Annotated in this window: 19 protein-coding genes and 2 rRNA genes; 19 read left to right on the top strand and 2 right to left on the bottom strand. The window is 50.2% G+C overall.

Features of this window, described 5'->3' with window-relative positions; all coding sequences use genetic code 11:
• The 4 genes from BLQ36_RS06820 to BLQ36_RS06805 all read left to right on the top strand — a co-directional run.
• Nucleotides 1-134: ribosomal RNA gene (locus BLQ36_RS06820) — 23S ribosomal RNA — on the top strand; the annotation flags it as partial.
• A 63-nt stretch (nt 135-197) separates the two neighbouring features.
• Nucleotides 198-314 (top strand): 5S ribosomal RNA (gene rrf, locus BLQ36_RS06815).
• A gap of 93 nt (nt 315-407) precedes the next feature.
• Nucleotides 408-1,946 carry a hypothetical protein gene (locus BLQ36_RS06810; protein ID WP_074514809.1) on the top strand — a complete coding sequence of 513 codons (1,539 nt, stop codon included), beginning with the start codon at nt 408-410 and terminating at the stop codon, nt 1,944-1,946.
• 29 nt (nt 1,947-1,975) lie between these two features.
• Nucleotides 1,976-2,284, top strand: a complete 309-nt coding sequence (locus BLQ36_RS06805) for a hypothetical protein (RefSeq protein WP_074514808.1) — start codon at nt 1,976-1,978, stop codon at nt 2,282-2,284.
• 62 nt (nt 2,285-2,346) lie between these two features.
• On the opposite strand, the gene BLQ36_RS06800 is transcribed toward BLQ36_RS06805, so the two are convergent.
• A complete protein-coding gene (locus BLQ36_RS06800; RefSeq protein ID WP_074514806.1) occupies nt 2,347-3,582 on the bottom strand; it encodes an LL-diaminopimelate aminotransferase in 1,236 nt (411 codons plus the stop codon).
• Nucleotides 3,583-4,063: 481 nt separating this feature from the next.
• Between BLQ36_RS06800 and BLQ36_RS06795 the strand changes: the two genes are divergently transcribed.
• Both BLQ36_RS06795 and larA read left to right on the top strand, forming a co-directional pair.
• Nucleotides 4,064-5,404, top strand: coding sequence for an anaerobic C4-dicarboxylate transporter (locus BLQ36_RS06795; protein ID WP_074514805.1), 1,341 nt, complete (start codon nt 4,064-4,066; stop codon nt 5,402-5,404).
• A 72-nt stretch (nt 5,405-5,476) separates the two neighbouring features.
• Nucleotides 5,477-6,754, top strand: a complete 1,278-nt coding sequence (gene larA, locus BLQ36_RS06790; RefSeq protein WP_318260934.1) for a nickel-dependent lactate racemase — start codon at nt 5,477-5,479, stop codon at nt 6,752-6,754.
• Between the two features lie 53 nt (nt 6,755-6,807).
• Here larA and BLQ36_RS06785 read toward each other — a convergent pair whose 3' ends face one another.
• Nucleotides 6,808-7,695, bottom strand: a complete 888-nt coding sequence (locus BLQ36_RS06785; protein ID WP_074514803.1) for a LysR family transcriptional regulator — start codon at nt 7,693-7,695, stop codon at nt 6,808-6,810.
• A gap of 237 nt (nt 7,696-7,932) precedes the next feature.
• On the opposite strand from BLQ36_RS06785, the gene motA reads away from it, so the two are divergent.
• From motA to cobI, 13 genes are all read left to right on the top strand, one after another.
• Nucleotides 7,933-8,706 (top strand): flagellar motor stator protein MotA, encoded by a 774-nt coding sequence (gene motA, locus BLQ36_RS06780; RefSeq protein WP_074514802.1) that lies wholly within the window; start codon nt 7,933-7,935, stop codon nt 8,704-8,706.
• A 4-nt stretch (nt 8,707-8,710) separates the two neighbouring features.
• Entirely contained in the window at nt 8,711-9,592 is an 882-nt protein-coding gene (locus BLQ36_RS06775) for a flagellar motor protein MotB (protein WP_074514826.1), read from the top strand.
• Between the two features lie 57 nt (nt 9,593-9,649).
• The gene (gene acpS, locus BLQ36_RS06770) at nt 9,650-10,027 is read left to right on the top strand and encodes a holo-ACP synthase (RefSeq protein WP_074514801.1); all 378 of its coding nucleotides are present in this window, start codon (nt 9,650-9,652) and stop codon (nt 10,025-10,027) included.
• Nucleotides 10,024-11,583 (top strand): bifunctional ADP-dependent NAD(P)H-hydrate dehydratase/NAD(P)H-hydrate epimerase, encoded by a 1,560-nt coding sequence (locus BLQ36_RS06765; protein WP_074514799.1) that lies wholly within the window; start codon nt 10,024-10,026, stop codon nt 11,581-11,583. The genes acpS and BLQ36_RS06765 overlap by 4 nt, the downstream gene beginning before the upstream one ends.
• Before the next feature lie 138 nt (nt 11,584-11,721).
• A complete protein-coding gene (locus BLQ36_RS06760) occupies nt 11,722-12,744 on the top strand; it encodes a branched-chain amino acid aminotransferase (protein ID WP_074514798.1) in 1,023 nt (340 codons plus the stop codon).
• A gap of 162 nt (nt 12,745-12,906) precedes the next feature.
• Nucleotides 12,907-13,746, top strand: coding sequence for a diadenylate cyclase CdaA (gene cdaA / locus BLQ36_RS06755; RefSeq protein ID WP_074514796.1), 840 nt, complete (start codon nt 12,907-12,909; stop codon nt 13,744-13,746).
• Nucleotides 13,743-14,684, top strand: a complete 942-nt coding sequence (locus BLQ36_RS06750) for a YbbR-like domain-containing protein (protein WP_074514795.1) — start codon at nt 13,743-13,745, stop codon at nt 14,682-14,684. The genes cdaA and BLQ36_RS06750 overlap by 4 nt, the downstream gene beginning before the upstream one ends.
• Before the next feature lie 30 nt (nt 14,685-14,714).
• Nucleotides 14,715-16,337 carry an NAD(P)/FAD-dependent oxidoreductase gene (locus BLQ36_RS06745; RefSeq protein ID WP_074514794.1) on the top strand — a complete coding sequence of 541 codons (1,623 nt, stop codon included), beginning with the start codon at nt 14,715-14,717 and terminating at the stop codon, nt 16,335-16,337.
• A 44-nt stretch (nt 16,338-16,381) separates the two neighbouring features.
• On the top strand, nt 16,382-17,731 hold the full coding sequence (glmM, locus tag BLQ36_RS06740; protein WP_074514792.1) for a phosphoglucosamine mutase: 1,350 nt from the start codon (nt 16,382-16,384) through the stop codon (nt 17,729-17,731).
• 2 nt (nt 17,732-17,733) lie between these two features.
• A complete protein-coding gene (locus tag BLQ36_RS06735; protein ID WP_074514791.1) occupies nt 17,734-18,540 on the top strand; it encodes a sirohydrochlorin cobaltochelatase in 807 nt (268 codons plus the stop codon).
• 135 nt (nt 18,541-18,675) lie between these two features.
• Complete coding sequence (locus tag BLQ36_RS06730) at nt 18,676-19,038, top strand: OadG family protein (protein WP_074514789.1); 363 nt, start codon at nt 18,676-18,678, stop codon at nt 19,036-19,038.
• A gap of 21 nt (nt 19,039-19,059) precedes the next feature.
• The gene (locus BLQ36_RS06725; protein WP_074514788.1) at nt 19,060-20,190 is read left to right on the top strand and encodes a sodium ion-translocating decarboxylase subunit beta; all 1,131 of its coding nucleotides are present in this window, start codon (nt 19,060-19,062) and stop codon (nt 20,188-20,190) included.
• A 162-nt stretch (nt 20,191-20,352) separates the two neighbouring features.
• A complete protein-coding gene (gene cobI / locus BLQ36_RS06720; protein WP_074514786.1) occupies nt 20,353-21,054 on the top strand; it encodes a precorrin-2 C(20)-methyltransferase in 702 nt (233 codons plus the stop codon).
• Nucleotides 21,055-21,060 lie beyond the last annotated feature (6 nt).

Raw genomic sequence — 21,060 nt, 5'->3', positions numbered from 1 at the left:
CCCGTCTCGAGATGAAGTATCTCATAGAGTTAATCTAGTAAGACTCCTTGAAGAAGACAAGGTAGATAGGTTGGGAGTGGAAGTGCCGTAAGGCATGCAGCGGACCAATACTAATAAGTCGAGGGCTTAACTTTTCATCTAAAATGTTCGAATTTCTTCTGTATAGTTTTGAGTGGACATAGTTCATTCAAAGAAAATCTGGTGACGCTGGCTATGTGGTTCCACCTGTTCCCATACCGAACACAGTAGTTAAGCACATATACGCCGAAAGTACTTGTCTGGAGACGGACTGGGAGGATAGGGAGTTGCCAGTTAAATTGAGACACCTGCGGTTGTGGGTGTCTTTTTTTGTGTGCTTATGTTATAATAGCATTTGTGACTATATTTAATTTCGGGGTTTCAGATTTATGAAAAATGTGTATTCTTTGGTAGAGTATTTTTATGAGGGAAAATCCGCTCTGGATATGATTCTGCCTCAGGATGTTGTAGAAAAATATCTGCGCCGTAAAGCTTGGCATGGGGTTCACGACAATGAGCTGAAGAAAATATGGACCATTATTTCTTTGGTTATCGTTTACGTGGAGCAGCTCAATCTCTATTCCGTAAGCTCGCTGACGGTAAATGACTATCAAGAACTGGTCTATCGCTATCAGCAGGAGGACAGTGATTTTTGTCTGGATGAAACGTCGGTTATGCATCTGCTGGGGATTTTGGAAGAGTTTTATGCCTATTTACCCCGGCAGGATGATTTTGAGGACCTGACTGGGTTCATGAAAGAGGTACGCGCATCCTTTCGAAAGGGCAAGCAGTTTTCCATGCCGCCGCGTCGTTCCGCCGATGAGTTTTACAGTTCCTTGGAGCATCGGGAAGATGTTTCCGATGAAGAGATACAGCATCTCAATGCATTGATGGATGGACTGCTTCATCGCATGGATGCTTTTTTCCGCAAGCCGAAATACAAAATGGATTTAGACCGGGCGGTCATGATGTACGTGGGGCCGGATGTAACGGAGTTAGGGGATAACCTTTCTGATGAGGAAGCCCGGGCTTTTTGGCTGAGTTTTTGGGATTTTTTCTTATTCGACTATCATCTGTTGAGCTCCGATGAACCCCCGGTCCATCTCTTTTTCCAAAAGGAGCAGGAGAATTTGTCGCCGTCGGAGCGCGATATTCTGCTGGATTTGATGCAGGCGAAGTTTTCGGTGTTTTCCATTGAATATTTTGATGTGGACTTTGTTTCCTGCCGGAACCTGTTGACGGATGAAATCTTGGATTTGCCCATGCCCATTATGATGGATGACAAGGTAGAGGAATGTCTTTTGTATGGTCATATCCACCGCAAGGGCATTATGATGCTGAATTACGTCACGGTGTTGCCGGCCAGCAAAAAATTGCAGAAGCGAATGAAATCGGAGATTCTAAAGCAGTATGAACTCTTTAAATGTCAGGCGCCGGAAGCAACCATGGAGGAGTTTTTGGGACGTGAAGCCGGTGCGGTTCGGCATGCCTTGAATATTTTGGCCCGCTTTGCGCAGCTCAAGGTGGTTCATGCAAATCCCGTGGAAACCGTTGCGGAAGAGGCAACGACGGATTTGGCCATTCCTGAGCATGACCGGCAGGCACTGCATCATTTCGCCATTAAATTTGGCATGAGCCAGTATTCCGCCAAGCTGGCGCTTCGGTTATTTGAGGATTATTGTGCCGTATCCGGCTGCCCCTATCGGGAAATGAATCCATCGATTCTTATTACGGCAGCGCTGCTGAAGTTTGCGGAAATAAATGGTACGGATTTATCCAGTTTGCCAGAGATTGTCAGCTTCCTGGGAGCTGCAATGGACGACGTGCTGAATTGTATGGTGGATATGCGGGAGAAGCTTGGCTGCTCGCTGTTTGACCCACGTTATTTATCGGAAGAGGGATTTATCCGGTCGATGTATTTTGAATGAGCCTAGCAGTATAGCAGGAGGTGCGGTGCATGGAAGAAAAAGAGCCGGAAGTAAGAGTTATGTCGGAGACGGAATGCGACGATTATGATGGGATTACTATTGATGAGAGCACTGGCAGAGAAGAGGAAAAGGTAAAGCAGACGGATCGGCTGGTTTTTCAGACTTTAAGCTGGAAGGATTTGTTGTTTGGCCGTATCAGTTGGGTAAATCGCATTGCTATTGTTCTTACGCTGCTGGCAATTGCGGCCTTTGTCATCTTCGTGTTGGGACCGCTTATGCTGGTGTTAGCTGGTGTTGGCATTGTGGTCTGGTTCATCCTCCATTTATTTTTTCATTAACGATATAAAATGCCCCGTTGACTCGCAGTTGAGTCAACGGGGCATTTTTGCGTTAGTGGAAATTAGAAGCGCAGTTTCGTTTTGATGCGTTCAACAGCGCGCAGGGTGTTCTCACGGTCACCGAAGGCTGTAAGACGGAAGTAGCCTTCGCCGCAGGGACCAAAGCCAGCGCCTGGTGTGCCGACGATATTGACTTCGGTGAGCAGTTTGTCGAAGAAGTCCCAGGACGACATGCCGTTTGGTGTTTTGAGCCAGATATAGGGAGCATTGACGCCGCCATAAGCAGTTATGCCAGCTGCCTCGAGTCCTTCGCGGATGATGCGGGCATTTTCCATATAATAGCCAACGAGTTCCTTGACCTGCTGCTGGCCTTCCGGCGTGTAGATGGCAGCGGCACCGCGCTGAACAATGTAAGCTGTGCCGTTGAATTTCGTCGTGTGACGGCGATTCCAAAGCTTGTTGAATTCCACCAGGGTTCCATCGGCAGCACGGCCTTTGACGGTTTTCGGAATGATGGTGTAACCACAACGGGTTCCGGTGAAGCCGGCGGTTTTGGAGAAGGAACGGAACTCAATAGCAACGTCCTTTGCGCCTTCGATTTCGTAGATGGAACGTGGTACATCCTCTTCGGTGATATAAGCGGCATAGGCAGCGTCGAAGAGAATGACCGACTGATTCTCGCGGGCATAGTCAACCCATTTTTTCAGCTCTGCACGGGAGAGTGTGGTTCCCGTTGGGTTGTTCGGGCAGCAGAGGTAAATCATATCCACATGATCTTTTGGAAGTTCCGGTGCGAAGTTGTTGCTGGCATCACAGGGGAGGTAGGTTACGCCTTCAAAGTGGCCATCGGCCTGCAGGGTGCCAGTACGTCCGGCCATGACGTTGGTGTCAAGGTATACTGGGTATACCGGATCCGTGATGGCGACTTTATTGTCGAGACCGAAGATTTCCTGAATGTTGCCGCAATCGCTCTTGGAGCCATCGCTGACAAAAATTTCATCAGAATCAATGGAAATACCGCGCTTGGTATAATTGTTTTCAATAATGGCGTCGGTCAAGAAAGAATAACCCTGTTCCGGACCATAACCACGGAAGGTTTCCGCCTGGGAAAGTTCATCAACGGCTTTATGCATTGCTTCGATGCAGGCTGCTGGCAGCGGCTGGGTGACGTCGCCGATACCCAGGCGAATGATATCGGCCTGAGGATTGGCTTCTTTAAATGCAGCGACACGGCGGCCAATCTCAGCAAAAAGATAGCTGCCGGCTAGTTTTAGATAGTTATCGTTAATGGTTGCCATAAACAATACCTCCTGAATAGTATGATTTCTAATATAACTTTTTAGCATATTATACCATATCAATATGCATTCTCAATAGTAAACAAAAAAATATTTTTTCTTTATGAGCGGCTTTGCCGGCATTTTGGAGATTATAATTAACATGGGTTAATATATGATAAACAAAAATAATTATTAAATATTTCTATAATAAATAGTGTTTACTTATGAAAAGGTCTCTAGTATAATATACCGTGGGTTCAGGGAGATTGTATTGTAATTGGCACGATTCAGAATAGTTAATCATATTTTTTTCTGCAGCAGCAGGAATTTGATTAAGTATGACGAATTAGTATGCCAAGGGGAATCCGATACAATCCATCTGGGTTGTGTGTCACTCTTATCTATGCTCAAAATAATCATTATTTATATTAGCAGCTTAGGTAAGGGGATGGGCACAGAAGAGTTTATGTTTTTATTTTTTAGGAAGGGAGATTTCACTATGGAAATGCTTCTTGGTTTCCTGGTGCTGCTGGCATGCTTAGTGGTGGGCGTGCGTCATGGCGGCATCGGCCTGGCTGTTGTCAGTGCAATAGGTCTTATTATTTTCACGTTTGGCTTTGGTTACAAACCAGGTACGCCGCCAGTAAGCGTTATGCTTACGATTATGGCAGTTGTTACCTGCGCAGGCTTCCTGCAGACTGCTGGTGGTCTTACGGTTATGCTGAAGTATGCTGAGCAGTTCCTGCGCAGCAACCCGAAACGCATTACGCTGTATGCACCAATCACGACTTGGTTCCTGACGATTCTCTGCGGTACTGGTCACGTCGTTTACACGATGTTCCCAATCATCTATGATATCGCTATCAAAGAGGGCATCCGTCCGGAACGTCCGATGGCTGTTGCTTCGGTTTCTTCGCAGATGGGTATCAGTGCTTCACCGGTATCTGTTGCGCTCGTTGGTTTCATTGGCTTCTTCTCGGCTGCAGGTCTGCCGTATACGGTCCTGAACCTGCTTATGGTTTCCATCCCGGCTACGTTCTGCGGTGTTGTGGTTGCAGCACTTTGGAGCTATCGCCGCGGTAAGGAACTGGCAGATGATCCGGATTTCCAGGAGCTCATCAAAGACCCAGAGTCCAAAGAGTATGTTTACGGTGATTCGGAAAGCCTTATCGGCAAAGAGATTCCGTCTTCGTACTATCATTCCATGTACATTTTCCTCATCGGTATCGTTGTTATCGCAGTACTGGGCAACTGCCCGCAGCTGTTGCCGGCCTTCCCGAATGCTAAAGGCGTTCTGAAGCCGATTTCGATGACTACGGTTATCCAGATGATCATGCTCCTCATGGGTGCAATCATGCTGTTCACTTGCAAAGTCAGGGCAAAAGATGTTGGTAACAGCCAGGTATTCCGTTCTGGTCTCGTAGCTGTTATCTCCGTTTATGGTGTTGCTTGGATGGCAGATACGTATTTCTCCAACCACATGGCATTCCTCAAGGAAGTCCTTGGTTCGGCTGTACAGAATTATCCATGGGCTTACGCGCTGATTGCGTTCTTTACTTCGAAACTCGTTAACTCGCAGGCAGCTGCCGTATCCATTGTTGTTCCGATGGCTCTGGGAATTGGTACCGATCCGGTTATCATCATTTCCTTCATCTCGGCAATCTATGGTTACTTCTTCCTGCCGACTTATCCGTCCGACCTGGCTTGCATCGGTTTTGACCGTTCCGGCACGACGAAGATTGGTAAGTACATCCTGAACCACAGCTTCATGATTCCGGGTCTTCTCGGTGTATTCACGGGCTGCTGCGTTGGTTTCGTAATCGCACATATTCTCTACTAATCATTAGCAGAGGTTAAAGAAAAAGATGACATTTGCTGATGTCATCTTTTTCGCTTATACGGGGGTGATTTCTTGATAAAAGAGTATACGTTCCATTATGGTCACGGGACCAAATCCTTTTCTATCGATGAGTCAAAGGTGATTAAAGAGATTGAGATGCCGGCTGTGAAGCCGCTAACGGATGTTAAGCAGGCGGTGCTTGATGCTATTTATCATCCCATTGGCCAGGCACCTATCAATGAGGTTATCAAACCGGGGGATACGGTTACCTTTATCTGCAATGACCCCACCCGGGTGGCGAATAGTTTCGACTTTATGCCCGTGCTGGTCAACGAGTTTAATAAGCTGGGGGTTCCCGATGAAAACATGCAGATTGTCTTCTCTCTGGGAACCCATCGCCTGATGACGGAAGAGGAAATGGCAGAAGGCGTCGGCGAGGAAGTAGCCAAGCGCATCAAGATGTTTAACAGCGATTGCAATGTTCCGGAGGATTTTGAGTATTTCGGTACTACCAGTCGCTTTACGCCAGTGCTTATCAATAAGCACATTTGCCATAGCGACCATGTTATTCTCACGGGTACTATCGTTCATCATTATTTCAGCGGTTATGGTGGCGGCCGCAAGGCGGTTTTGCCAGGCTGCGCTGCTATGGAGACCGTCAGAAATAATCATAGCTTCATGATGGACCCTAATGCTGGGCTGGGGCGGACCATCGGCAATCCGGTTTATGAGGACCAGATGGAAGGTGTGGCTCTGTGGGCAAAGGGACGCAGCGTAATCTTATTCAATGCGATTCTCGATGCGGAACATCGCTTTCTGAAAATTTTCGCTGGGGATTACATCAAGGCCCATCAAGAGGCCTGCAAGTTTGTCGATGAAGTGTACGGTGTGCCCATTACCAAGCAGGCCGATGTCACCATTGTCAGCTGCGGCGGGTATCCGAAGGATATCAATGTCTATCAGATGCAGAAAACCATGGACAATGCCGTATTGGCCACGCGTCAGGATGGTGTGGTTATCCTGCTGGCAGAATGTGAAGAGGGAAGCGGCAGCAAGGTTCTGGAAGAGACCTGCCGTGAGTTGAAGACGGCTGATGCCATTGAGGCGAAGCTGAAAGAACGCTTCGTCATTGGCGCCAACAAAGCCTATGCCATTACCCGCCTGTCGAAGAAAGCCCATTTTATCCTGGTAACGGGGCTGGATAAACAGCTGGCCAAAGACATGCTCTTTGCCGGTGCTGTTGACAGTGTGGAAGAAGCATTGAAACTCGCCGAGCAGTATGTGGGCAAGGATCCTAGCTATATTCTCATGCCGACTGGCAGCCTGACGGTGCCACTGTTAAAGGCATAAGGGAAATACAAACAAAAAGAACGCATCCATGGATGCGTTCTTTTTGTTTGTACTTATACTTCGTGTTTCTGTTTGAGCAGGTCTTTGCAGAAGTCGATGAAGGATTGAGCTGCCTTGGAAATATAACGGTCTTTTTTCCAAGCAAGACCAACGTCGACAAAAATCGGGTCGGCAAGAGGAATTGCCTTGACACCTGGCGTGTCTTCGACTACCATATCTAAGAGGAATGCAACGCCGACGCCATTGGCAACTAGGCCCTTGAGGGTGATGACCTGGTTGGATTCCAAAACGATGTTGGGCGTTATGTTTTCGGTTTTCATCTTGGTAAGAATGGTCTGCCGGAGGAAGGACCCTTCCTTGAGCATGATGACATTCGTATCAGCGATGTCCTGCAACGAAATGCTTTTTTTCTTGGCCAGAGGGCTGTTTTCCGGCACGCAGCACACGACCTGGTTTTTGGACATGGGGAGAAGCTGCAGATGATTGGAGGCGCCGGAGATGATGATGATACCGAAATCCAAGTCGTCCTGTTCTAACTGTTCCCGGATGGACATGGAACCTTCTTCATGCATGAAGATATCCAGATGGGAATACTGGCGCTGGAAGCTGGAGAAGATTTTCGGGAAGAGGTAGGCGCCCATCATTGGCGGGATGCCGATTTTGATGGTACCTTTCTGAAGCTGTTTGTAGTCGTTGACTTCTAAAACAGCATCCTGAATGTTGCGGAGGGCGAGTTCGACCCGGTTGAGGAAGACGGCTCCTTCCGGGGTCAGAGACAGTTGTTTTTGACTGCGGTCGAAGAGCTGAATGCCGAGTTCCGCTTCTAATTTCTTTATCGCTACGGTGATGTTGGGCTGCGAAACTCGCAGTCGCTCGGCAGCTCTGGTGATATTTCGCAGACGGCTTGCCATCTGGAAATATTCAAGTTGTCGTAATTCCATAGTATCGCTTCTTTCTCTATAAACTAGTTTTATTCGGTTTTTATTATATCATACTTTTCACGAATATATGATAAGATAACAAAAATTTATTATGGAAAAATAAAAAAATATTTTTTAAAGCGGTTCAGTAGGATTTTTTCGCTGAACATGGAATATATAAGTATGTGACATAAGGATGTAATGTGATTCGGGAATCGTTTCCTGTTAATTTACGGAAAAATTAGGGGGGCTATTATTTTGGAAATTTCAACTGTCATAGGTGCGGTGGGCGGTCTTATCTCCGTATTTGTGGGTATGATCATCAAGGGCGCACCGATCAGCTCATTAAATAACCCAGCCGCATTTCTTATCATCATCTGCGGTACATTCTCCTGCTTATTTACGGCATTCAACATGAATCAGCTCAAAAAGCTGCCTGGTTTGATTAAGATGGTTTTCTTCAAACCAGCCCTGCATGAAAAGGCTGAGCTGTTGAGCCTCTTCATCGAGCTTTCCCAGATTGCTCGCCGTGAAGGTATTCTGGCATTGGAGAGCAAAGTTCAGGACATTGATGATCCTTTCTTTCGTACGGGTTTGAGCATGGTCATCGATGGTATGGATCCGGACTTTGTCGGTGATGTCTTAGATGCGGAGCTGGCCGTTATGCAGGAACGTCATGCTGAAGGACGTGCCATGTTGGAGCAGGCTGGTCTGTATGCACCGACCCTTGGTGTATTGGGCGCCGTTATCGGCCTTATCGCAGCTTTGGGTAACTTGAACGACGTTAACAAACTGGGTCACGCTATCGCAGCAGCATTCGTTGCTACGATTCTTGGTATTTTTACCGCATACGTTGTTTACCTGCCTATGGCCAACAAGCTGAAACTCTTGTCCAAGGCAGAGGTTAGCGAAAAACGTATGATTATTGAAGGAATCCTTTCTCTGCAGGCCGGTGATTCGCCGACCCAGATTGAGGCTAAGCTAATGGTATTCATCCCGCAGTCCGAGCGCGAAGGGCTGAAGAAGGAGTGATTTGATGGCTAGAAAGAAACATGCAGCGCCTCATGAAGAACATGAAGGCGAGCCTTGGCTCCTGCCGTATTCTGACCTCATGACCCTGTTGCTGGCACTCTTTATCGCTCTGTTCGCTATTTCCCAGACGGACCAAAAGAAGATGTCAGAACTGTCCCAGGCCTTTAGTTCGGCTTTTAACATGGGCGGTCCTTCCTTCTTTAACCAGATGGGGCCGAATATGGGACGCCGGGCGGAGATGCCCTCGGATGAGGATAAGGGTAATCACGCTTATCTGGCGGAGAATCAGCAGCTGGAGGAAATCCAGAAAAAGATGCAGGAATACATCGAGCAGAATAAACTGGATGACCAGCTGAGCACGGAGCTTAACGAGCAGGGACTTATGATTCGCATTAAAGAGCGGGCACTGTTTCCCTCCGGGTCGGCAACGCTGGCTGGACAGGCACAGTCTATTATTCCGGTGGTAGCGGGAATTCTTTCCTCGGTACCGGAGCGGGTCGTAGTGTCTGGTCATACGGATAACGTGCCAATCAGCAATAGCCAATTCCCGTCGAACTGGGAATTGAGCTCGGCGCGTGCCCTTAATTTCATGAAGGCTTTGCTGGCCAGCAATTCTGGTCTTAATCCGAAGCGGTTTAGTGCTATTGGCTATAGTGAATATCGTCCTTTGGCCGATAATGCCACGGAGGAAGGGCGCACGAAGAATCGTCGCGTAGAAATCTTTATCGCTCGTAATTATCGGTTTAATCCGGATGAAAAGGACCCCAGCAAGCAGACGAGTTCGCCGGACACTGGCGCAGATGGGATGCCCACTAGTGGCACCACCAATAACATTCCAGCTACAAATGGCGCGGCGGGCAGCTCGATGACAGGGACAACATATTGATTTTATAAGCCGGCCTTTAGGCCGGTTTTTTTATGCAGCAAGATAGGAGGAGTATGCTTGATTTTAGGCGTTGGAACAGATATAGTGGAAGTAAGCCGTGTAAAAAAGGCGATAGCGAATCCGCGGTTCTGTGAGCGGGTGTATACGGAAGCAGAACGGCGCTATTGCGAAAGCCGTGGAATGCAGCGGGCACAAAGCTATGCGGCACGGTTTTCTGGTAAGGAAGCGATACTCAAAGCCTTCGGCACTGGCCTTCGTGAGGGAACGATGCAGGAAATTGAAATCCTGCCCGATGAACTGGGCTGTCCACAGGTCAAATTGACCGGTCAATTTGCTAGACTCGCCGACGAAAAAAAGGTGGAAAAGGTTTGGATTTCGCTGAGTCATACAAAAGAATATGCTACCGCACAATGCGTGATGGAGGGGAAGAAATGAAGGTATCGTTAAGCAAGGAGATGCGGGAAATCGACAAGGTTTCCCTGGAACAATATGGTTTGCCAGCTGTGGTTCTGATGGAAAATGCGGGACACCGCGTAGCCGAGGCCTTGGACACGATGTTAAAGGGCGTGGCCGGAAAGACGATATGTGTATTGGCAGGCAGTGGCAACAACGGTGGGGATGCCCTTGGCGCCGCCCGCCATATCCAAAATATGGGGGCCAAGGTAAAATTGTTTTTAGCTGGTGACCATACGCATTTTTCAGAAGCGGCCATGGTCATGTATCGTGCCCTTGCAGCGATGAACATTGAGATGCAGTCGCTGGAAAGTGACCGGGATTGGGACCGCCTTCATTTTGCCTTGAAGTTTGCCGATGGGGCAATCGATGGCATGTTGGGCACAGGTTTTGAAGGGGAATTGCGCAAGAAAAATCTGCGGATTATCGAAGAACTCAACAAGGCCAGCTGCCCGGTGCTGGCAATCGATATTCCCAGCGGCGTTGAAGCGGATACCGGCAAAATTTCCACGGTGGCAGTTAAAGCGGATATGACCCTGGCGTTGGGGTTGCCGAAAATCGGCCATTTGCTGAGCCCGGGGGCGGATATGACGGGGGAACTGCTGGTGGATGACATCGGCATTCCCCGTGAGCTTTTGATGGGAAATCAGATTAAGCAGAATTTGCTCGATGATGCCGTAGCCACGGAACTGCTGCCGGCACGAAATCCTTCGGCCCATAAGGGGACTTGTGGCCGCATTCTTGTGGTGGCAGGTTCCCGGGGCATGACCGGTGCTGCGGTGCTGGCCGCAACCGCTGTCCTGCGGGCTGGGGCCGGTCTTGTTACCTTGGCGGTTCCCCAGAGCGTTCAGCCGGTGGTGGAAGCAAAACTGACGGAGGTTATGACGGTACCCATTCCGGAAACGGAGGATGGCGTGTTAGGCGGCGAAGGGGCCCTTTCCTGCCTGCTGTCCCTGGCCGAATCCTACGATGCCGTGTTGCTAGGCCCGGGGCTGGGACGGGCTGACCGCACCCAGGAATTGGTCCGGATTTTTGCGGCGAAGGTCACAAAGCCGCTTATTTTGGATGCCGATGCCATTGTGGCGTTCCAGCGCCAGCCAGATGATTTGTGCAAGATGCAGCAGGTGCCGGTTTTGACACCGCATCTTGGGGAAATGGCCGGGCTTTTAGGCGTTACGGTTCCAGAGCTTCGGGAGTCGCTGGTTCCCATCGTCCGGGAGGCGGCTACAGAATACCAGTGCGTATTGGTGGTGAAGAGTGAATGCACGTTGATTGCGTACCCTGACGGGGATGTGTTCTTTACGACGAAGGGCAACGCCGGCATGGCTACGGCGGGCTCTGGTGATGTCTTGGCTGGTACGGTTGCCGGATTGATGATGCAGACGGAAAGCGCTTTGGCACCCATGCTGGGGGTATACCTCCACGGCCTGGCCGGCGATTTGGCTTACGCTGAAAAGGGGGAAGGGCTGATTGCCTCGGATATTCGGGATAAATTGCCGGCAGCCCGCCAAGTTCTGCGGAAGAATCAGCAGGCTTGATGAAACAAATGTCTTTTCAAAACGGATTACCTTTATAAAAATATTGCAGGAGAAAGAAAAAAGTTGGTTTACAACTTGACAACTGTATAGGGCGGGGCTAAAATAGAGTTACTTTGATGAAAGAAAAGGGGCTTTACTATGGCAAATGTAAACGTTGACTGGGAGAATCTCGGATTCGCATATCAGCCAATCACAAAACGTTATGTAGCGAACTACAAAGATGGCAAGTGGGGGAAAGGCGAACTCACGGAAGATGCCAATGTAGTTCTCAATGAGTGTGCTGGCATCCTGCAGTATTGCCAGGAGGTCTTCGAAGGACTCAAGGCGTACAAGACGAAGGATGGCCGCGTGGTAACTTTCCGCCCGGATATGAATGCTAAGCGCATGATGGATTCGGCAAAGCGTTTGGAGATGCCGCCGGTATCCGAGGAAATGTTTATGGAGGCAGTGGACCAGGTGGTGGCTGCTAACAAAGATTGGATTCCACCCTATGAGACGGGCGGTGCTTTGTACCTTCGTCCTTATCTTTTTGCCACGGGCCCGGTCATTGGCGTAAAGCCGTCGGATGAATATCAGTTCCGCCTCTTTGGTACACCGGTTGGTTCTTACTTCAAGAACGGTGTCAAACCAATTACGATTTGCGTCAGCGATTATGACCGTGCTGCCCCGCATGGTACGGGCAACATCAAAGCCGGCCTTAACTATGCTATGAGCTTGTATCCGTACATCCTGGCCCATGAAAACGGCTATGATGAAAACATGTATCTTGATGCCGCAACGCGGACCTATGTGGAGGAGACCGGCGGTGCAAACTTCCTGTTTGTCACCAAGGACAACAAGATTGTCACGCCGAAATCTGATTCGATTCTGCCATCGATCACCCGCCGCTCGCTGGTTACGTTAGCGGAGAAAATGGGTTATACCGTTGAGCATCGTCCTGTCAAGTTCACCGAACTCAAAGACTTTGCGGAAGCTGGCCTTTGTGGTACGGCCGCTGTCATCTGCCCTGTGGGCAAGGTGGTCAACCATGGCGAGGAGATTTGTTTCCCAAGCGGCATGGAAAAGATGGGCCCTGTTCTTACGAAACTTTATGATGAACTTCGTGGAATTCAGATTGGCACGATTGAAGCGCCGGAAGGCTGGATTCGTGAAATCAAATAAGGGTATTTTTACCGATGCAGGTCTGCTGTTTGAACAGCAGACCTTTTTTCAGCTAATTTTGAGAATTTAGGATTAAAATTTTTTGACGGTAACAAGGATTTCTATGGAAGGAACTCGAATAGTTTTTTAGATAACGATATACGACAATGGGGAGTTTTATATATGCCGTTTGATATTACAATGCCGATACAATTTCATGGAATCTTATCGACCATTGGCTGGTTCGATTTGATTGACATCTTGATTGTAGCAGCTATTTTATATAAAATTTATGTGATGCTGAAGGATACCCGGGCCATTACCTTGGTGAAGGGTGTTCTTGTTTTGTTGGCCCTTACCATGGTCTGCAGCTGGTTTGAGCTTCATGTCATTTCCTGGCTGCTGCAAAAAGCGGTAACGCTGTTATTTGTGGCTTTACCCATCGTCTTTCAGCCAGAACTTCGCCGGGCCTTGGAGCACCTTGGCCAGGGAACCTTCTTTGGCACCGCTGCCTTGCTAAATGATGAGCAGGCTCGTTCGGTGGTAAATGAATTGACAAAGGCCGTCAAGCAGCTTTCTGCAACGAAAACTGGTGCACTGCTGGTTATTGAACGGGATATGGGCCTTAACGACATCAGCGCTACGGGCATCCAGATTGATGGACTCATAACGGCAGATTTCCTCTTGAATGTCTTTATCGTCAACACGCCCCTTCATGATGGCGCTGCTGTCATTCGCGGCAATCGCCTGATTGCTGCTGGCTGCCTGCTGCCGCTAACGGAGAATCGCACCCTGTCCACGGAGCTTGGCACGCGCCACCGCGCGGCCATCGGCATTTCGGAGCAATGCGATGCGCTGGTGGTGGTAGTCAGCGAGGAGACCGGCACGATATCCGTGGCGGAAAACGGTCATATCATACGCCACCTTGATGGGGAGACCTTAAAGGCCGTTCTGATGCCGGCCTTTGCTTCACCGGATGCTGGCATCAAGGATATGGTTCGGAATTGGAGGAAGAAAAGATGATTTCAAGCCTTCGCCATATGATACAACACAATTTGGTTGCGAAAATCGTGGCCTTAGTCGTGGCCGTTGTCCTATGGGGCTACGTTATGAACGACCAGAATCCGGCAATTGAGGGAACCTATAACGTCCAGATTAAGCTGAAAAATGTGCCGGAAGGATATAAGGTTTCCCAGGAAAATGGAACGGTCAAGGTCAAAGTCCGGGGGGCGCGGTCTCTGTTCGTTTCGACCAACTCGGAGGACTTCAAGGCCTATGTTGATTTGAAAGATGCGGAAAGCGGCAAGAAGGCCTACAAGGTTCAGGTGGATACCCCCCAGGGCTTTGAGGTGGTAGATGAAAAGCCGTCGACGGTTGAGGTGACCTTGGACCGCATTGTGGAGCGCAAGGTTCGGGCTATTGTCAATGTCAATGGCGCACCGGCGCCTGGGGTGGCGGTAGCGAAAGTCAGCCAGGCAAGTTCGGAGGTCGTAGTTGAAGGTCCGGAATCGGCCGTCAACGAAGTGGAGCGGGTTATCGGCTATATCGGCCTTACGGGCAAGAACGACAGCGATTTTGACATTCAGGTGCCTCTGACGGCCATCAATGCCGAGGGCCGTGAGGTACAGGAAGTGGTGGTCAAACCGTCGAAGATGTACGTTACGATTCAGATGGCCCGGGGCCTTATGAAGAAAATCGTTACGGTTCAGGCTGCCATCGGCGATGATTTGGACAAGGGCTATGAATTCGTTGGGTCGAAGGTAGATCCGTTGAAGATTGAAATCGCTGGCAACGAAAAGGCTATCGCTGGTGTGGACACGCTGCTGACGGAGAAGATTTCCCTGGCAGGAATAACGGGAAATACCGACCGCACGGTCAAACTGGTTTTGCCGGAGGGGATTGCCGTTACCAATCAGGAGGTTGTGGTACATCTCCTGGTGAAGGAAAAGAAGAAAGAGTAAAAAGATAATATATTGGAGTGAAGGTTACAAGTGATTCGGATACGAAATTTTCAGGTGGCATTTGACGATGAATCCAGCTTGAAAGCACTTGCAGCCCGACGCTTGAAATTACCACCTCAGGCTGTGCTTGGGGTGGTAATTGTGCGTAAGGCTGTGGATGCAAGACGTTATCGCGGTGCCCCGGTGCAATTTGTTTATATGTTGGATGTAACGGTGACGGAACCGGAGAAAAAGGTTCTGCAGCGGTTGAAGCGGGATAAGAACGTGGAGCTTATCAAGCCAGAGCTTTCTACTGCACCGGCCCTGCGGACTTATTCGGCCAGGGAAAAGCGGCCAGTGGTGGTGGGCTTTGGCCCGGCGGGAATGTTTGCGGCTCTGACCCTAGCGAAAGCTGGCTGGAAGCCCCTGGTATTCGAACGAGGGCAAGACGTGGACAGGCGTCATCAGGATATCCAGAAGTTCTGGCAGGGCGGCGCCCTTGATGTCCAGTCAAACGTTCAGTTTGGTGAGGGAGGTGCTGGCACCTTTTCCGATGGTAAGCTGACGACCCGCATCAATGACAGTCATATGGCAGATGTCATCGAAGCTTTTATTGCGGCGGGAGCACCAGAGGAAATCCGCTACCTGCATAAGCCCCATATTGGCACGGACCTTTTGCGGGGAATTGTCAAAAATATCCGCTTAGAGATTATCCGCCTAGGGGGCGAGGTGCGATTTGGCAGCCAGGTTACGGATATGGAATTTAACGCCGCCGGTGCGGTTGAGGCGGTAATCGTCAACGGGGAAGAACGGTTGGCCGTGGATTCGGTGTTCCTGGGGATCGGTCATTCGGCCCGGGATACCTATCGTATGCTGCTGGGGAAAGGTCTTCGCATGGAGGCCAAACCCTTTGCCATGGGGGTGCGCATTGAACATCCCCAGGAATTTATCGACCGGGCCCAGTACGGCGAGGATGCTGGTCATCCGCGGCTGCCTGTGGCGGATTACTCCTTGACCTATAAGGACCCGGTAACGGGGCGAGGCGCCTACTCCTTCTGCATGTGCCCCGGTGGTCAGGTGGTAGCGGCAACGTCTGAACGAGGGCATGTCTGCACCAATGGCATGAGCAATTACCATCGCGATTCTGGTATTGCCAACTCGGCGCTGTTGGTGCAGGTGGGACCTGATGACTTCGGTCAGGAGGTCTTAGCGGGGATGATGCTGCAGGATAAATTAGAAGCCCTGGCCTTTAAACTAGGCGGCCGCAATTACTTTGCTCCTGTTCAGACCGTGGGGGACTTTTTAGGGGGGACTTCCGGCTCGACGCAGTTTTTGACGACACCGACCTATCAGCCCGGTGTTAAGGCCGTGGATCTTCATGACTGCTTGCCGGAGTTTATGACCAAGACCTTAGAGGGGGCACTTCCCTGGTTTGACCGAAAGATTCCGGGCTTTGCCGATAAAGGGGCTGTGATGACGGGCATTGAGGCTCGTTCGTCGGCACCTTGCCGCATCCGCCGTGACCGGGATACCTTTGTGGCTGAGGCTGCCCCGGGGCTCTATCCCATGGGAGAAGGCGCTGGCTATGCCGGGGGAATCATGAGTGCAGCAGTGGATGGACTGAAAGCCGCACTTGCATTTTTAAGCAAAAATGTGCATACTATTAAGAGTTGATACGAATTTAGAAAATTCTTATTGAGAAATAGGAGGATATACTAATGGCAAGATTATTTGGTACGGATGGTGTCCGTGGAGAGGCAAATGCGGTTTTGATGCCGGAGTTGGCATACCGCCTGGGGCGCGCTGCAACGATTTACTTCGGCCGGGAATCCGAAGAACAGCCCCTCATCATCATCGGCCGCGACACCCGTCTGTCCGGTGAGATGTTTGAGGCTGCCCTGACGGCAGGTATTTGTTCGGCTGGTGGCCGGGCAATGCTGGCAGGTGTCATCCCGACGCCGGCCATTGCGTACCTGGCTCGCCGTCATAAGGCCAAAGCTGGTATCGTTATTTCGGCATCCCACAATCCTTTCCATGACAACGGCATCAAGTTCTTCGGCGGTGATGGCTACAAACTGCCAGATGCGGTGGAGGATGAACTGGAAGAAATCGTTCATCAGCTGGAAAATGATGATAATCTTGCTCGTCCTACTGGCGATAAAATCGGCCATATCGAGTACCGCACAGATCTTTTGAACCAGTACATCGAGTTCGTTCTGAGCACTTGCTCCGAGCGTTTTGATGGCATGAAAATCGTTCTGGACTGCGCAAACGGCGCTTCCTATCAGGTTATGCCCCGCGTCCTTCGCGAACTGGGGGCCAAGGTCAAAGTTATTCATGCTCTGCCCAATGGCGTGAACATCAACGACAATTGCGGTTCTACCCATATGGAATCGTTGCAGAAGGCTGTTATTGAAAATGGCGCAGACTTTGGTATTGCCCATGATGGCGATGCGGACCGCACCCTCTGCGTCGATGAGAAGGGCCAGATTATCGACGGTGACCATATCCTCGTTATGTGTGCCCAGGATATGATGAAAAAAGGCACGCTGCCGTACAATACGGTAGTTTCCACAGTTATGGCCAACATCGGCTTCCACAAGGCCATCAAAGAGGCCGGCGGCCGGGTAGAAATCACCCAGGTTGGCGACCGTTATGTCTTAGAGAACATGATGAAGAACGGCTATAAGATTGGTGGCGAGCAGTCCGGTCATATCATCTTCTCGGATTATGCTACCACGGGTGACGGCCCCATTACGGCGCTGCAGGTGCTTTCTTCCTTGAAACGCAGCGGCCGCAAAGCGTCGGAACTCACAGCGCTGATGACGACGTATCCGCAGCTTCTCGTCAATGTCCGCGTGGCAACGAAAGAGGGCTGGGAAGAAAACGAAGCCATTAAGGCTGCCATTGATGAAGGCAACAAAGAACTCGGCAATGATGGCCGTATTCTGGTTCGCCCGTCTGGTACGGAGCCGCTGATTCGCGTTATGGCGGAAGGTCCGGACCAGTCCCAGCTCGATGTTATTTGCCATCGCATCGCCGATGTGGTCAAGAAAGAGCAGGGCTGAAATTGAGCGTTTTTAAACAGGCGCTGGTCTTTACCAGTTTTGGTGTCAGTGATGTCCGGGCCCGTCAGGCCAGTCTTGACGCTTCGGCAAAGCTATTGGCAGAGCGCTTTCCAGCCTGGGATGTCTTCCAGTGCTATACGTCAAATTTTATTCGCAAACGGCTGCAGGGACAGGGGGTGCTAATTCCGTCCCTGCCGGAGCTGCTGAAAAGCTTAGCCTCGCAGGGATATTCCCGCGTGCTGATTCAGCCCTCTCATTTGACCCCCGGCGAGGAATTTGACGGCAAGATAGTGGCTGCTGCCCAGGAAGCTGAGGGTTGGTTTTCAGCTGGTCTTATGGTCGGCCGGCCGGTCTTTGATGCGGCAGAAGATTATAAGGCGGTGCTATCGGCAATCCTTCCAGAATTTTCCCTGGAGAAGGGGGAGCAGCTGGTGTTTTTGGGCCATGGATCACCCCATCATCATAATCCTGTTTATGAACGGTTCCAGCAAGTGGTGGATGAACGCCGCCTGCCGGTTCATATTGGTGTGCTAGAGCCATCGGATACGCCCAATCTATCCATGGTCATTTCCCGCTTGAAACAGCGGGGAGCCCAGCAGATAATGCTGGCTCCGCTGCTGCTGGCGGGGGGCAGCCATGTGACCCGGGATATGGCCGGGGAGGCCGAGTCTTCCTGGAAAAGTCAGCTGATGGCTGCCGGTTTTGCAGTTCGCACCAGGCTGCAGGGCTTGGGCGAATATCCTTCCTTTCGGGAGCTTTACGTTTCGAAGGCCCAAAAGGCCTTAGCACTTAGTGGATGGTCAAAATAAGAGGAATTTTCGGATAACTTTAGGCTATGATATAAATTCAATAAAAATATTTTTATTTTGCGAAAATTCCTTTATAATAAAACTATGGTTACCTAATATTCGGCATTATAGCCCAAATCTAAATGAGGTGAGTTTATGTCACATCCAGTAACTACTAATCCATTAATCATCATGTTGATAAACATGACAGTCGTATTCTTAGTGTTGACCGCATTGGGGCTTGTGATTAATCTGATTCATGTGATTGACCCGACGAGACCAAAGGAAAAGAAGCAGGAGGAAGCACTGCCGGCAGAGCCGGTGGCAGCAGCAGAGCCTGCACCGGTGGCGGAAGCAGCAGTTGACGAGAAGGGGATTTCTCCGGAGATTGTGGCTGTTATCGCTGCGGCAATTGCCAGCTATGGCTATGGCGTGGAGCAGATTCGTGCCATTCGTCCAATCCAGCGTGATGGTTGGAAGAATTCGGGCCGTATGCGCTTGTCGAATCGTCGGTCGTAAGGCAGGGAAGGAGGAATTATTATGGAGCTTTTTAATGCATTCGCTGTATCCCTGCAGGCTGTTTGGGCTGACAGTGGTTTTTCGGCTTTTGAGGCTGGCAACGGAATCATGATTCTGGTCGGTCTGGTACTTCTCTACATGGCAATCGTTAAGGAATTTGAGCCGTTGCTCTTAGGCCCGATTGCCTTTGGCTGCATCCTGGCTAATTTCCCCCGCACGGGATTTTTTGAGGAGCCGGGTCTCATGCAGGCAATCCATTATGGCATTGCCAATGAGATTTTCCCGCCCCTTATCTTTTTAGGAGTCGGCGCCATGACGGATTTCGGTCCGCTGCTGGCCCGTCCCGTTACGCTGCTCTTAGGGGCAGCTGCTCAGATCGGTGTATTCGTTGCTCTGGTTGGTGCCATGCTTTTGGGCTTCAACGTGCAAGAGGCTGGCGCTATCGGCATCATCGGTGGTGCTGATGGCCCGACGGCTATTTACCTTTCCATTCAGATGGCACCCCATCTCTTAGGTGCCATTGCCGTAGCAGCTTATTCCTACATGTCCCTGGTTCCGCTGATTCAGCCGCCGATCATGAAGCTGCTCACTACTCAAAAAGAACGGGAAGTGGTTATGGAGCAGCTGCGCCCGGTTACGAAGTTCGAGCGTGTCTGCTTCCCCATTGTGGCTGCCATCATCATCAGCCTGCTGCTGCCGCCTATTGCTTCGCTGCTGGGCTGCCTGATGCTGGGCAACTTGTTCCGTGAGTCGGGGGTTATGGATCGTTTGTCGGATACGGCGCAGAACTCCCTGTGCAATATGGTTACGATATTCCTGGCAACAGGTACTGGTATGACCATGAACGCCCATGACTTCCTGGTTCCCCAGACCCTGTTGATTATCTGCCTGGGGCTGGTGGCCTTCATTGCCGGTACTGCCGGTGGTGTCCTCTTCGGCAAGGTTATGTGCCGCGTTTCCGGTTGGAAGATCAATCCGCTGATTGGTTCGGCTGGTGTATCGGCTGTTCCGATGGCTGCGCGTGTCAGCCAGGTAGTGGGCATGAAATCCAAACCGGGCAACTACCTGCTCATGCATGCCATGGGCCCGAACGTCGCTGGCGTTATCGGTACGGCGGTGGCCGCTGGTACGATGCTGGCAATGCTCAAATAATCGATTTGATGAAAGCTGACTGGTCAATTGACCGGTCAGCTTTTTTTTGACCGGTCAAGGGGAAGCGCCGGTGTTTGACATCGGTTATGGACAGGTGTAAAATTTTGTCATGTGCAAGAGATGCAGCAAGAATTTACGAAAAATTTGGAGGTACCTGTAGATATGCGTGGGATTTTTTATGGAATTGGCGTGGGTCCTGGTGATCCGGAACTTTTGACGGTGAAGGCAATTCGGGCCATTGAGAAGGTGGATGTGCTGATTGCGCCGAAAACGGAGAAAAAAGATGGCAGTGTGGCACTTTCCATTGCAAAACCATATCTGAAGGATGATGTGGAGATTGTTTATCAGGTATTTCCAATGGTTAAGGGCTTTGCCGAAAACAGCACGGAGGCCTGGGAGCAGAATAAGAAAGAAATCCTGGAGCTTTTGGAAGCTGGCAAGAATGTAGCTTTCCTGACCCTGGGTGACCCCATGTTCTATAGCACGTATATTTATGTGTACCGGCTGTTAGAGCATGAGGATATTGAGATCCAGACGATTCCGGGGATTCCGGCCTTTGCCGCCATTGGCAGCCTCATGGGCTATCCCATTGTGGAAGGGGATGACGTGCTTAGCATTGTACCGGCTACGGCACCGCCGGAAAAAGTGGAAAAGGCTGTACAGGCCGCTGACAATGTGGTCTTGATGAAGGTCTATAAAAACTTTGATGAGGTTACGGATATGCTGGCGCGAAATGATATGGCCAAGCAGGCGGTTCTCGTGAGCCGGGCCGGCCTTCCCGATGAGAAAATCATTCGGGATATTGAGGAGCACAAAGGAGAAAAACTCAATTATCTGTCAACGATTTTGACGCGGAAAAACTGAGGAAGG

Origin of the sequence: Selenomonas sp. WCT3 (assembly GCA_900100835.1) — a bacterium.
In the GTDB taxonomy this organism is placed as follows: domain Bacteria; phylum Bacillota; class Negativicutes; order Selenomonadales; family Selenomonadaceae; genus Selenomonas_A; species Selenomonas_A ruminantium_E.
This window is presented reverse-complemented; position numbering and strand designations above follow the sequence as displayed.

Bases quoted from the DNA above. Each gene is read 5' to 3' on its own strand.
- BLQ36_RS06810 (WP_074514809.1), top strand. From the start codon at position 408: ATGAAAAATGTGTATTCTTTGGTAGAGTATTTTTATGAGGGAAAATCC.
- BLQ36_RS06805 (WP_074514808.1), top strand. From the start codon at position 1,976: ATGGAAGAAAAAGAGCCGGAAGTAAGAGTTATGTCGGAGACGGAATGC.
- BLQ36_RS06800 (WP_074514806.1), bottom strand. From the start codon at position 3,582: ATGGCAACCATTAACGATAACTATCTAAAACTAGCCGGCAGCTATCTT.
- BLQ36_RS06795 (WP_074514805.1), top strand. From the start codon at position 4,064: ATGGAAATGCTTCTTGGTTTCCTGGTGCTGCTGGCATGCTTAGTGGTG.
- BLQ36_RS06785 (WP_074514803.1), bottom strand. From the start codon at position 7,695: ATGGAATTACGACAACTTGAATATTTCCAGATGGCAAGCCGTCTGCGA.
- BLQ36_RS06775 (WP_074514826.1), top strand. From the start codon at position 8,711: ATGGCTAGAAAGAAACATGCAGCGCCTCATGAAGAACATGAAGGCGAG.
- BLQ36_RS06765 (WP_074514799.1), top strand. From the start codon at position 10,024: ATGAAGGTATCGTTAAGCAAGGAGATGCGGGAAATCGACAAGGTTTCC.
- BLQ36_RS06760 (WP_074514798.1), top strand. From the start codon at position 11,722: ATGGCAAATGTAAACGTTGACTGGGAGAATCTCGGATTCGCATATCAG.
- cdaA (WP_074514796.1), top strand. From the start codon at position 12,907: ATGCCGTTTGATATTACAATGCCGATACAATTTCATGGAATCTTATCG.
- BLQ36_RS06750 (WP_074514795.1), top strand. From the start codon at position 13,743: ATGATTTCAAGCCTTCGCCATATGATACAACACAATTTGGTTGCGAAA.
- glmM (WP_074514792.1), top strand. From the start codon at position 16,382: ATGGCAAGATTATTTGGTACGGATGGTGTCCGTGGAGAGGCAAATGCG.
- BLQ36_RS06730 (WP_074514789.1), top strand. From the start codon at position 18,676: ATGTCACATCCAGTAACTACTAATCCATTAATCATCATGTTGATAAAC.
- BLQ36_RS06725 (WP_074514788.1), top strand. From the start codon at position 19,060: ATGGAGCTTTTTAATGCATTCGCTGTATCCCTGCAGGCTGTTTGGGCT.
- cobI (WP_074514786.1), top strand. From the start codon at position 20,353: ATGCGTGGGATTTTTTATGGAATTGGCGTGGGTCCTGGTGATCCGGAA.